11 protein-coding genes are annotated in these 12292 nt (G+C 62.3%); 5 read left to right on the top strand and 6 right to left on the bottom strand.

All coding sequences use genetic code 11. The annotated features are described in order from the left end of the window. The 5 genes from ureE to BLV41_RS06630 form a co-directional block, all read right to left on the bottom strand. Complete coding sequence (gene ureE, locus BLV41_RS06650; protein ID WP_074711094.1) at window positions 1-495, bottom strand: urease accessory protein UreE; 495 nt, start codon at window positions 493-495, stop codon at window positions 1-3. Between the two features lie 11 nt (window positions 496-506). Then, the gene (gene ureC, locus BLV41_RS06645) at window positions 507-2219 is read right to left on the bottom strand and encodes an urease subunit alpha (RefSeq protein ID WP_044570363.1); all 1713 of its coding nucleotides are present in this window, start codon (window positions 2217-2219) and stop codon (window positions 507-509) included. Continuing rightward, entirely contained in the window at window positions 2216-2581 is a 366-nt protein-coding gene (locus BLV41_RS06640) for an urease subunit beta (protein WP_074711093.1), read from the bottom strand. Before BLV41_RS06640 ends, ureC begins: the two co-directional genes overlap by 4 nt. A 30-nt stretch (window positions 2582-2611) precedes the next feature. Then, window positions 2612-2914, bottom strand: coding sequence for an urease subunit gamma (locus BLV41_RS06635; protein ID WP_074711092.1), 303 nt, complete (start codon window positions 2912-2914; stop codon window positions 2612-2614). A gap of 205 nt (window positions 2915-3119) precedes the next feature. After that, entirely contained in the window at window positions 3120-3692 is a 573-nt protein-coding gene (locus BLV41_RS06630; protein WP_074711091.1) for an antibiotic biosynthesis monooxygenase, read from the bottom strand. 441 nt (window positions 3693-4133) lie between these two features. On the opposite strand from BLV41_RS06630, the gene BLV41_RS06625 reads away from it, so the two are divergent. The 5 genes from BLV41_RS06625 to BLV41_RS06605 all read left to right on the top strand — a co-directional run bounded on the left by BLV41_RS06625 (window position 4134) and on the right by BLV41_RS06605 (window position 10817). Then, entirely contained in the window at window positions 4134-5207 is a 1074-nt protein-coding gene (locus BLV41_RS06625) for an alkene reductase (protein ID WP_139244236.1), read from the top strand. Between the two features lie 382 nt (window positions 5208-5589). Beyond that, window positions 5590-6618, top strand: coding sequence for a LacI family DNA-binding transcriptional regulator (locus BLV41_RS06620; protein ID WP_074711090.1), 1029 nt, complete (start codon window positions 5590-5592; stop codon window positions 6616-6618). Between the two features lie 98 nt (window positions 6619-6716). Further along, complete coding sequence (locus BLV41_RS06615) at window positions 6717-7448, top strand: HAD family hydrolase (RefSeq protein ID WP_074711089.1); 732 nt, start codon at window positions 6717-6719, stop codon at window positions 7446-7448. 115 nt (window positions 7449-7563) lie between these two features. Beyond that, window positions 7564-9855 carry a glycoside hydrolase family 65 protein gene (locus BLV41_RS06610; RefSeq protein WP_074711088.1) on the top strand — a complete coding sequence of 764 codons (2292 nt, stop codon included), beginning with the start codon at window positions 7564-7566 and terminating at the stop codon, window positions 9853-9855. A 590-nt stretch (window positions 9856-10445) separates the two neighbouring features. Further along, complete coding sequence (locus tag BLV41_RS06605) at window positions 10446-10817, top strand: VOC family protein (RefSeq protein ID WP_074711087.1); 372 nt, start codon at window positions 10446-10448, stop codon at window positions 10815-10817. 43 nt (window positions 10818-10860) lie between these two features. Here the strand turns inward: BLV41_RS06605 and BLV41_RS06600 are convergent, their stop codons facing one another. Beyond that, complete coding sequence (locus tag BLV41_RS06600) at window positions 10861-12234, bottom strand: aminotransferase-like domain-containing protein (protein WP_083360626.1); 1374 nt, start codon at window positions 12232-12234, stop codon at window positions 10861-10863. Window positions 12235-12292 lie beyond the last annotated feature (58 nt).

Raw genomic sequence — 12292 nt, 5'->3', positions numbered from 1 at the left:
CTAGTGCGTGTGTTCTGCGTGGCGGAACGGCACGGGCATGACCCGCTCTTGCCGCGAGTACGGCACTCCAACGTGCTTGAGGTAGTCCTCAACCGTATGGTCGTAGGCCAACACCATGACCTGGGTTGCGTACTCGCTGTCCTCGCCGAAGAACTGGGCCTGCATGTGCCGGTTGCCGAGGTTGTGTGCCACGACGCCCATTTCCTTGATGGAGCCCGGCGCAATCACCAGGACGTCGCTGTGCTCCACGGAAATGACGATGGCATCCTTCCCATCCATGAAGAGGACGTCGCCGTCGCGGAGATCGGCCACGGAATCACCGCTCAGGCGGATGCCCAGCTCGCGGCCGTGGTCTGTGGTGACGCGCTGGATGCGCTTGACCAGCAGGGCCGAGGGCAGCACAACGCGTTCCTCGTGCAGTTTTTCCAGTGCTGACGGGTCAAAGTCATCGGTGGCGGCGTCAAACTTGTTGCCAAGAATGGCTTCAATAATCAAGGGTTCTCCTTTTAGAACAGGAAGTAGCGCTGCGCCATGGGCAGTACGCTGGAGGGTTCGGCCGTGGCGACCACACCGTCGACGCGAACCTCATAGGTTTCGGGGTCCACCTGGATGTCCGGCATTTCGCCGTTGAGTTTCATGTCCGCCTTGGTGAGGTTGCGGATGCCATGGCAGGCACGCACCTCGTGCTGCAGGCCAAGCTCGGCGGGAACACCGGCGTCGAGGGCTGCCTGGGACATGAACGTGATGGAGGTGGAATGTACCGTCTTGCCGAGCGTGGCGAAGTTGGCGCGGAATGTTCGCGGCTGCGGGGTGGGGATGGAGCCGTTGGGGTCACCCATAATGCTCATGACCATCTGCCCGCCCTTGATCACCATCTCCGGTTTCACACCAAAGAATGCCGGTTCCCACAGGACAAGGTCAGCAAATTTGCCTTCCTCAATGCTGCCAACGTAATCCGCGATGCCGTGAGCAATGGCCGGGTTGATCGTGTATTTCGCGACATAGCGCTTGAGCCGGGCGTTGTCGCCCAACTCGGGGTCGTCGCTGAACTTGCCGCGCTGGCGCTTCATGGCATCGGCCACCTGCCAGGTGCGCAGCACCACCTCGCCCACACGGCCCATGGCCTGGGAATCGGAGGAGGTGATGGAGAAGATGCCCATGTCGTGGAGCACGTCCTCGGCGGCGATGGTCTCCTTGCGGATGCGGGAGTCGGCGAAGGCCACGTCCTCCGGGATGTCCGGGCTCAGGTGGTGGCAGACCATGAGCATGTCAAGGTGTTCATCGACCGTGTTGACGGTAAAGGGCAGCGTCGGGTTGGTGGACGCCGGCAAAACGTTGGAGAGCGCGGCGATCTTGATGATGTCAGGGGCATGGCCTCCACCGGCACCTTCGGTGTGGAAGGTGTGGATGACGCGGCCGTCGATGGCCTTAATGGTGTCCTCCACAAAGCCGAACTCATTGAGGGTGTCGGAGTGGATGGCCACCTGGACATCAAATTCATCGGCAACCTGCAGGGACATGTCGATCGAGGAGTGCGTGGCGCCCCAATCCTCGTGGACCTTCAGACCGATGACGCCGGCACGGACCTGCTCGGCGAGCGGTTCGCGGGCGCTGGCGTGGCCCTTGCCCAGCAGGCCAACATTGATTGGCAGGTTGTCCACCGCCTGCAGCATGCGGGAAATGTGCCAGGGGCCGGGCGTGACGGTGGTGGCCTTGCTGGCCTCGGACGGGCCGGTGCCGCCGCCAATCAGCGTGGTGACTCCACTTGCCAGAGCCACGGGGACCTGGTCGGGGCTGACGAAGTGAACGTGGGTGTCGATGCCGCCGGCGGTCATGATCTTGCCTTCGCCGGCAATGATGTCAGTGGCCACGCCGATGGTGATGTTCACGCCGTCGGAAATGTCCGGGTTGCCGGCCTTGCCGATCTTGAAGATATGGCCATCGCGCAGGGCCACGTCGGCCTTGTAGATGCCGGTGTAGTCCAGGACGATCACATTGGTGATGACGGTGTCCGGGATGTCTTCATCGCGGGTGCGCTGGCCGTTCTGGCCCATGCCATCGCGGATGACCTTTCCGCCGCCGTAGACCACTTCCTCACCATAGGTGGTGTGGTCCTTTTCAATTTCGAGGAAGAGTTCGGTGTCTGCCAGGCGGATGGCATCGCCGGTAGTGGGGCCGTAGAGGTCGGAATATTGCTTGCGGCTGAGTTCGAAGCTCATTTTCCGTCCTTTTCTGCTGCGGAGGCCTGTCCGGCACCCGGGTTGGCGGATCCGGCGTCGAGCATGCCATTGACGCGATCGCGGAAGCCGAACACCTGGCGGTTGCCGGCGTAATTGATAAGGTGCACAGTCTTCGCGTCGCCGGGCTCAAAGCGCACGGCGGTGCCCGCCGGGATGTCCAAGCGACGGCCGCGGGCGGCCTCGCGGTCGAAATCCATGGCGTCGTTGACTTCTGCAAAGTGGTAATGGGATCCGACCTGAATGGGCCGGTCGCCACGGTTGATGACTTTGAGTGAGATGGCTTCGGAGCCGGCGTTGCACTGCACAGGCTCTTCACGCAAAACGTATTCCCCAGGTTTCATGGGAGGACTCCTTTTGGCGCGCGGGGATGTTTAGCGGATGGGATTGTGCACTGTGACGAGCTTGGTACCGTCGGGGAAAGTCGCCTCGATTTGAACGTCCTTGATCATGTCGGCCACCCCCTCCATGACGTCGGAGCGGGAAAGGATGGTACTCCCCCAACCCATGAGGTCCGCCACTGTCCGGCCGTCGCGTGCGCCCTCGATCAACTCATAGCTGAGAATGGCAACTGCTTCGGGGTGGTTCAGCTTCAAACTGCGGGCTTGCCTGCGCCTAGCCAAATCTGCGGCGACGACGATCATGAGTTTTTCCTGCTCACGGGGCGTCAAATGCATATATTCCTCCTCAAAGAACTAACGGATTCAAGTGTCCACCCGTTATCTGCAACCGGCAAGCGATTGCGCCGGGAGGTCCGTGGAATATGGCTAGGTTATCAGAGATGAATCTCTGGAGTAAATCGGCCGAAATCCGTACATTTTCGGGACGTAAATGGCGCGATCGCCCCGGGATTCCCACCCTTCGCCAGGCGAAAGAATTGTTTTAGCTTTTGAATTTCCGTGGTGCCTGGAGCCAAGGCTTGAGGATGCGGGTACTCAAGGGCAGCATCAGGTACGTCATGATGGGCGTCAGGATGGCTATGTTGAGGAGCACGGAGAGGACCAAGGGCCACTGTTCCGTAACTGGCCGGAGGAAAATATTGGCCAGCAAGCTCATGGGGAAGAAGGGCAAAAAGATGCTCACGGCTTGCTTCCACCGCGGTGGAACAACGGTTTCCGGGACGGTGATGGAGACATCGCCGGGTTGATCAAACCAACCCTCGATTCCGGTGCGGTGCTCAACGCGGGTGATCTCCATGAGCCCACCGCCGCTTTCCATCCACCATTGGCGTTCGTGGGAATTGTCCCAGTCGCGCAATGTTTCCACCGTCGAGAATCGGTACATGACGTGCCATTCATCGGAGTCAAGATCGGTCCGCACCCAGCCCGAGCCAAGATAGCCGGGCCATTCCCGGGCCAACTCCTGGCCGGCATGAGCCCACGCAGCAAATTGGCGGTGATGGCCGGGCTGGACGGTGCGAGCAATGGATACGGTCACGGGTTGAAGTTTTTGCACGCGGCAAGTCTACGGACATTTTGCAAGACTTGCTCACCATGTGGACGCGGGCGCCCTTTAAGGCCGTGGCGTTGGCTATGAACCCTGCCTTGGATGAGCGTGGGGCAAGGCTTCCGCCCCGAGTCGCCGCGAGCTTGCTCCATGCGGGGAATGAGGCACCCCCTGACCCGTCAGTGCCACGCATCGACGGCCCCGAAGACCTCGAACGCGCCGCCGGGAACTCAACGCACATCCACGCAAAAGGCGCGACTGGAGCACCTCGGCCGAGCGCATGCGTGACCTGCTCTTGAGGGCCTAAGAATCGGGAGTGTTGCAACGAGACAACGAGTCCGCCGAAGTTAGCCGACGCAGTCGTGCTGTGGGCGGCAGAACACCACCTTGAGGAATAAGGTGCCCGGCACCGGGGGTTGCCGCAAGGGTACGCCCAACAAAACTTTGGAGATGTCCTTGAAACTGTTCTCACCCGTAACCTTCGGCGACCTGGAACTTCCCAACCGGCTGGTCATGGCCCCGCTAACGCGCTCGCGTTCTGGCCGTGACGGAGTGCCCGGGGACCTCGTCGTCGAATATTACCGCCAACGCGCTTCCATGGGCCTGCTGACCAGTGAGGGTGTCTACCCCAGCTACGCAGGGCAGGCGTTCGTCCGGCAGCCGGGTCTGGTGAGCGATGCACAGATCGCTGGCTGGAAGCATGTCACGGACGCCGTGCATGCTGACGGCGGCCGCATCATTGCCCAGGTCATGCACTCGGGGCGCGTCACGCACCCGGACACGAACGGTGGGCGCCAGGTGGTGGCCCCCAGCGCCATCGCGATCGACGGCGTCACCCGCACCTACGAAGGCAAGGCGCCCTACCCCGTTCCACACGCGCTGGAGGCGGACGAACTGGCCGGCGTCATCGACGAATTCGTCCAGGGCTCCCACAATGCCATCGCCGCCGGCTTTGACGGCGTGGAACTTCACGGCGCCAATGGGTACCTGCTCCATGAATTCCTGGCCCCGAGCGCCAACCAGCGCAGCGACGCTTTTGGCGGCAGCCCGGAAAACCGTGCCCGCTTCGTCATCGACACCGTGAAAGCGGTGGCGGAGGCCATCGGTGCAGACAAGACATGGTTGCGAGTCTCCCCCGAGCACAACGTCCAGGGCGCGCTCGAAACGGACCCGGCCGAAACCGAGGCCACGTACACGGCACTTGTGGACGGCATTGCGCCGCTCGGACTCGCCGGACTGAGCATCCTGCACAAAGACCCCTCCGGCCACCTGGTCCAGACGCTGCGCACCCGGTTTGGCGGCCCAGTTCTGCTGAACACGGGGTTTGAAACCGTCACAACCCTCGCCGACGCGCGCGCCACTGCCGATTGGGCCGACGCCGTGGTGGTGGGCCGTCCCGCCCTGGCCAACCCGGACCTGGTTCGGCGCTGGGCCGAGAACCTTCCGTTGAACGAACCGGACCACAGCACCTTCTACACCGAGGGCGCAGCCGGCTACACCGACTATCCCTTCTGGGCGAACTAGGGCGAACTAACAGGGACCGGGGCGGCTGGCGAGCGCAGTTGGGTGTGGCGCCCTGCTGCCCCGGGAGGTTTCGACGGCACAACACCCCTGGCATAAACCCTCCGCGGAGTGTTGACTGCCCCACCTTGTTCCGGGACCTCCTGCGCCAGCGAATAATCCGGCTCCGGGGAGCCGTTGCAAACATCAATTATAAGCGCTTACACTTGTTGCCGTGAGTGCGTGATTACCCATAATCCCTGCTCTTTCCCTTGCAGGTGAACCTCATGGCCAACACCCTGGTTTTGACGCCTGCTTGAGCTGGCAAATCTTCATTTGCGAGCACTGGCAAGAACCACATATTGACCACTGCGTCTGTTTAAGGAAAGGGCTGAGGCCGTGTTAGATGGGTAAGCTCCACCGTGCGACAATTCAAGATGTCGCCATGCTGTCGGGATTGTCCATATGCACTGTTTCACGGGCACTGCGGGGGCTCCCCAACGTTTCAGAAACATCCCATGCCAAGGTCGCTGATGCTGCGGCCAAGCTTGGGTACGTGGCGTCGTCCGCCGCCTCCCGCCTTGCCGGCGGCAGCACCGGCTCCATCGCCATCATCGCCCCCACCACTACCGCATGGTTCTTTGCCCATGCTGCGGAGTCGGCCGAGGAGGTTTTTGCCGCCAGCGGGCACGACACCATGATCATCAGCCTGCGCAACAACAAGGACGTGCACCAACGCCTCTTTGGTGATCTGGCCGCATTGGCCCAAAAAGTGGACGGTGTGCTGCTGCTCAACATTGAGTTGTCAGATGCGGAAATCGACGCACTGGCCGCATCACCCCTGGCTGTGGTCAGTGTGGGCATGCACAACGTCCCCTGGGACAACGTGGGCATCGACAATGTCGCGGCAGCCCGCACGGCCACCGAACACCTGCTGGACCTGGGCCATTGGGACCTGGCCATCCTGTCCGACCGCGAAAGTGGCAACCGTTCGGTACTCACTGCCACCGAACGGCAGCACGGCTTTGAACTGGCCCTTGCCGACAGGGACCTCATGGTGGATCCGGATCTGATGGTTGACGCCGGCTCCAGCATTGAACGCGGGCAGCAGGCCATGAATGAGCTCATTGAGAACCGGCGTCTTCCGAGCGCCATTTTTGCCGGCTGCGACGAAACTGCCTTCGGCGCCCTGACGGCGCTGCGTGAACATGGTCTTTCCGCACCAAGGAACGTCTCCATCATTGGCCTGGACGAACATCCAATGAGCAGGTTCATGGGCCTGAGCACCGTGCAGCAGCCCGTTGCCGACCAAGGCGCCTTTGCGGCGAACTTGCTCGAGGAAAGGCTGCAAAACCCGGACGCCGAGTTTGAACCGGCACATCATGTGCTGCCCACCACCTTGCTCACCCGCAAAAGCACCCGGCGCAAGCGGTAGTCCAGTCCGCCCCGATTGACAGTTCCTGAACTTTCCCCGTCGCATCATGCCCTGCACCTGCAAGGCCGCGGCACCCCACACGTCTGAAAGGACACCCCGTGAACGCAAACTCCCCCAGCGACCCCTGGTTCGGCGCCAAGGCCATCCTTTTTGACCTGGACGGGGTGCTCACACCCACCGCCGAAGTCCACGAAACCGCGTGGAAGGAACTCTTTGACGGCTACCTGGCCCACATCGGTTCCACGGAGCACTACCGCGGCGGCGACTACTTTGAACACATCGACGGCAAGCCCCGTTTTGACGGGGTCCGCGACTTTCTTTCCTCACGCAGCATCACACTGCCCGAGGGTGGGCTGAGCGATGACCCGTCGTTGAACACCGTCCACGGTCTGGGCAACAGGAAGAACAAGGTGTTTAACGACATCGTCTCCTCCCGCGGCGTGGCCCCCTACCCGGGGTCTGTCCGGTTCATTGCCGAAGCCGAAGCACGCGGCCTGATCCTCGCCGTCGTCTCTTCCTCCAGGAACGCCCCGGCGGTCCTCAAGGCCGCAGGGCTGGAAAAGCATTTCCCCATCGTGGTGGACGGGGTGGTGGCCAACGCCAAACACCTGCCGGGGAAGCCCCACCACGCAACCTACAGCTATGCCGCAGAACTGCTGGGACTGCCCACCAACACCTGCATCGTTGTGGAGGACGCCGTCTCAGGTGTGCAAGCCGGGGCGGCCGGCGACTTCCACTCGGTCATCGGCGTCAACCGCGGAGCCGGCACCCAAACGCTGCTCGACGCCGGAGCCAGCTATGTGGTCGATGACCTCGCCGACTTGCTGTGACTCCCCACGGCTGAACACGGCCGCACGTGCGGCTCATTCCGGCCGCGGTTGCCGCCGCACCGCTTCACCAGATCCACTACTCTCCCACCACTAGAAACAAGGACCGCCAACCGTTATGGCACTTATTTCATCAGATCGAACCCGCTTTCCCGTAGACCCGTGGAAGCTGCTGGAAACAACGCACGCCCCCGGACAGGCGGGTGCGCTGGAGACCAACTTCAGCATCGGCAATGGCCACCTGGGCATCCGCGGCGCCCACTTCTCCCCCGCGGACACCGAACTGCCCGGAACGTTCATCAACGGCTTCCACGAAACGTGGGAGATCAAGCATGCCGAGAATGCGTTTGGTTTTGCACGCACGGGCCAACGCATCCTCTATGTGCCTGACGCCAACAACTTCACTGTGGTCATTGACGGCGAGGAACTCTCCTTGCACAGTTCCACAGTCCTGGACTACCGGCGCTCAGTGGACTTCGCCACAGGCATTTACACTGCTGACATCACCTGGGCGTGCCGTTCCGGTGCCGTGGTCAAGACCACGGAGCGCCGGGCTGTGGGCTTTGAGGTGCGCAGCAACCTTGGGCTGTCCCTGTCGCTGAGCAGCGACCGGCCAGTCTCCGCCGAGATCACCTCCACGATTGTAAACCGGCAGGACCAGCCGGTGGAGGACCACACCATCTCGGACCCGCGCCGCTCGGGCCGCCATGCCGGCCGAGTTTTGCTGCCGCTGGATTTGGAGGGTGCCGGCGGATCGCTGCGCATGTCCTGGCAAACTGCCGAGTCACACCAACGGGTGGGTGTCGCCGTCGACCACGTCCTGTCCACGCAAGAGCTGCCCGTGGAGACAGTGGTGGACCAGGACCTCAGCACCGTCCGGTACGTCGTGGCAGTAGTCGCCGGGGAAACTCTCACACTGGAGAAATCCGTGAGCTACGCGGTGGCCGACCAGGGGCAGGACAAGGATGTACGTGCCGTGGCCGCAGCCGAGCTGCGTCCGGTGCCGGCGATTTTCGCCGACAGCACCGCTCACTACGCCCGATACTGGGCCACGAGCGACATTGTTGTGGGTGCCATGCCGGAACTGCAGCAGGCAGTGCGGTGGAACCTGTTCCAGCTCGCCGCGGCCACAGCCCGCGCGGACGTGGCGGGCATTCCTGCCAAGGGTGTCTCCGGCTCAGGCTACGAGGGGCACTACTTCTGGGACCAGGAAATTTACCTCCTGCCCTATTTGACCTACAACAAACCGGAGGCGGCCCGTGCCGTCCTGCAGTTCCGCCACGACCTGTTGCCGCTGGCCAAGGAACGTGCCGCGGAGCTAAGTGTTGACGGCGCGTTGTTCCCCTGGCGGACCATCAACGGGCTGGAATCCAGTGCGTACTACGCCGCGGGCACCGCGCAGTTCCACATTGCCGCAGCCGTGGCCTTCGCCGCCAACCGGTACACGTGGGCCAGCGCCGACGCCGACTTCCGCGACCACCAGGGGGCGGACCTGCTCGTGGAGACGGCGCGCATGTGGGTGTCGCTGGGCTTCTTTGGCGCCGACGGCTCCTTCCACATTCACGGGGTGACAGGCCCGGACGAGTACACCGCCGTGGTCAACGACAACCTCTACACCAACGTCATGGCCCGCTTCAACCTGCGCGCGGCCGCAGCCTGCCCGCACCCCGGAGTCACTGACGAGGAACGGGCCGTGTGGCGGGCAGCCGCCGACCGCATGCACCTGCCCTTCTCCCGGGAGTTCAACATCTACTCCCAGGACAATGACTTCATGACGCTTGAGGCGTGGGACTGGGACACCCCGCGGGACAAGTACCCGCTGCTGCTGCACTTCCACCCGCTGGTCATCTACCGCCACCAGGTGCTCAAGCAGGCCGACACGGTTCTGGCAATGTTCCTGCAGTGGCAGGATTTCACGGCCGAGGAAAAACGGCGGGCCTTTGATTTCTACGACCCCATCACCACCGGCGACTCCACCCTGTCGGCATGCGTGCAGGGCATCATGGCCGCCGAGGTGGGCCACCCGGTGCAGGCCATGGCCCACTTCACCGAGGCCTTGTTCATCGACCTGGACAACTCTCACAACAACACGATCGACGGCGTCCACATCGCCTCCACCGGCGGCATCTGGAGCTCGCTCGTGTCAGGTTTTGCCGGCATGCGAGACCAAGGTGTCATGCTCAACTTCGACCCCCGCCTGCCTGCCGATTGGGACAGCCTCGAGTTCACGTTGAAGATCCGTGGCGGACTGTTGGGCGTCTCCCTCACCCATGCCGGAATCACGTTCACGTACGACGCCGGCACGCCGCTCCAGCTGAAGGTCCGGGACACTGTGGTGTCCGTCGCGGCCGGGAAACCCGTCACGGTCCCGCTGGCAGAGATGCCCGCCCTGGTCCCCCTGGTCGGGTAGTTGGCGGCACCGCACGTGCTGTAGCTGAACCCACTCCGAGGCCCCCTCGCCAGTGGCAGAGCCAGGGACAAGTTCGGCCCGCCGCTGCCGGGAACGGCAAAGCGGCGGGCCGAACATGTTGGAGGGTCCGGCGTCGTCCATCATGGAGGACCTCGCCGGCCAGCGCATTCACCTGCATCTGGGAGGATTCGGCTGCTGCCACCGGCGCCCGGCTGGACCGGGCTGGTGGCAGCATCATTTTCCGCGCTTGGGCTCGATTCCGTGCGCGAAGTAAGTTAGTGGCCCGGGCGCCGCTTTGTTCCGTGGGTGGCGATGAGGCCCAAAATAATGGTGACAACAACAATGACTGCAATGGCAACAGCAAGTCCCATCATGTCCATGACGAGTCAGCTCCTTGGTCAAGGATCGTACTACCGGTCCGGTGGCGGAACGCCGTAACGGGAGAGTTCTCCGAGCGTCCACCTGCCTCCATCATGATCTCTTCAACCCTTTTTCACCAGTGCAGGGAAGGATTTTCACCACTGCGGGGACGGAGCCGGTCAACACAGGTAGGATCACAGAACAACCACCACTCTTGAGCGGAGCCCCCCATGCAACTCGGTGCATTTTCGGTAAGTCTCACGGTAAAGGACATCCACGCGTCTTTGGCCTTCTACGAAAAGCTTGGCTTCACCCACCATGTGGGAGATGTCAGCCAGAATTGGATCGTGCTCAAGAACGGCGATGCTGTCATTGGCCTTTTCCAAGGGATGTTCGAGAAGAACGCCCTGACCTTCAATCCAGGTTGGAACCAGGACGCCCAAGGGGTTTCCCAGTTCACCGATGTCCGTGAAGTTCAACGCCAACTCCGGGAAAAGGGAATGGAATTCATGGCTGAGGCCGATGAATCGACCACCGGGCCGGCCAGCTTTATTGTTGTGGACCCGGATGGCAATCCGGTCATCGTGGACCAACACGTGTAGCTAGTTGAGCCTGCGGGGCGCACAAGCAAACTCGCCTGCAGCTTTAGATTAGCGTCGCGATCCGGCGCACTCCTGCCTGAATTTGCGCGATGGAGGCAGCGCTGAAGGACAACCGGATATGCGGTGCTGCGGGTTCATCCACGTAGTAATGCTTCCCATCTCCAATGAGGACCCCGGCACTTTGAGCCGCCGCTGTGAGAGCAGTGGAGTCGATTCCTTCAGGAAGTCTCACCCAGAGATGGATGCCTCCGGTAGGAATGTTGACCACACGCGCACCGGGCATTGACTCGCGGATCTGGGCCACCATGGCGTCGCGTCGCTCGAGCAGCCCCGAACGAAGTCGTTTGACGTGGCGTGGCCACGCACTTGAGGTGAGCAATCCGAGGGCAATTTCCTGAGCAAGCGGTGGGACGCACATGTCATCGGCAATGCGAGCGCTGCGCAGCCGCTCGCCAGCAGGGCCACGTGCAGCAATGGCGCCGACGCGCAGGCCAGGAGCGGCAGGCTTGGACAGCGTCGCAATCGAGACCACATGCCCATCCGGGTCTTGGGTGAAAAGCGGCGGCGGGGCGGCTCCGTCGAGAGACAAGTTCCTGGCCCAATCGTCCTCAATGATGAAGGCTCCGTGGCTCTTGGCCAGTGCCAACACCTCGACCCGGCGTCCGGGGCTCAAAATGGCACCCGTCGGGTTGGCGTAACAAGGCTGAAGGTAAATGAGCTTCGCGTGGGTTCGCTCCAGGGCATCGGCGAGTTTGTCAGGCAGGATCCCCTCGGCGTCGGACGGTACGGCCGCCAAGCCCAATCCGGCAGCCTGTGCGGCGATAGTAGCTCCGGGATAGCTGGGGCTTTCCGTGATCAGTGTGCTGCCCGGATCGGCGAGGGTGCGCATGGCAAACACCAGGGATTGCTGGCCGCCAGGCATGATGAGCATGTCCTGGACATCGGCACTAAAGTCCGTGGCGAAGGCACGACGCAATTCCGGCAGTCCCATGGGTGGTGCCATGGTCCAGGCTCGATGGCTCTTTGCAGCCCGCACCCCCAGAGTGCGCAGTTCATCGAATGGTTGAAGTTCGGGTGCCAAATAACCCCAGGAAAGTTGCACGTCTTCGAGCCCGTGGCTACCGGGCCTGCTGACACGGCCAGGCTCCACCCTTGACCGGCCCAAGGCGGAAGACTGCCACGCGTAATCGGGCTCGGTTTGTTCCTTCAGCTTCGCCACGAAGGTACCCCGGCCGGGTTCGGCACGCACAATTCCGAGGGCAGACAAGGTGGTGATTGCCTGTGTAATGGTCACCGGACTTGCCCCGTACGTCTTGGACAGCTCGCGCACCGAGGGCAGCTTGTCCCCTGCCCGCATCGACGTTGCCTGGAGTTTGAGCATGTCGGCAATCTCGGCAGCCCTGTTATCTATAGCCATGCAGTAATTAGATAACGTTATTGTCCTGCCACCAAGAATGTGACCGTCTGTTCCGCAT

Origin of the sequence: Arthrobacter alpinus (assembly GCF_900105965.1) — a bacterium.
In the GTDB taxonomy this organism is placed as follows: Bacteria; Actinomycetota; Actinomycetes; order Actinomycetales; family Micrococcaceae; genus Specibacter; species Specibacter alpinus.
This window is presented reverse-complemented; position numbering and strand designations above follow the sequence as displayed.

Bases quoted from the DNA above. Each gene is read 5' to 3' on its own strand.
- BLV41_RS06640 (WP_074711093.1), bottom strand. From the start codon at position 2,581: ATGAAACCTGGGGAATACGTTTTGCGTGAAGAGCCTGTGCAGTGCAAC.
- ureC (WP_044570363.1), bottom strand. From the start codon at position 2,219: ATGAGCTTCGAACTCAGCCGCAAGCAATATTCCGACCTCTACGGCCCC.
- BLV41_RS06625 (WP_139244236.1), top strand. From the start codon at position 4,134: ATGTCCTTGAAACTGTTCTCACCCGTAACCTTCGGCGACCTGGAACTT.
- BLV41_RS06620 (WP_074711090.1), top strand. From the start codon at position 5,590: ATGGGTAAGCTCCACCGTGCGACAATTCAAGATGTCGCCATGCTGTCG.
- BLV41_RS06610 (WP_074711088.1), top strand. From the start codon at position 7,564: ATGGCACTTATTTCATCAGATCGAACCCGCTTTCCCGTAGACCCGTGG.
- BLV41_RS06600 (WP_083360626.1), bottom strand. From the start codon at position 12,234: ATGGCTATAGATAACAGGGCTGCCGAGATTGCCGACATGCTCAAACTC.
- BLV41_RS06605 (WP_074711087.1), top strand. From the start codon at position 10,446: ATGCAACTCGGTGCATTTTCGGTAAGTCTCACGGTAAAGGACATCCAC.
- BLV41_RS06635 (WP_074711092.1), bottom strand. From the start codon at position 2,914: ATGCATTTGACGCCCCGTGAGCAGGAAAAACTCATGATCGTCGTCGCC.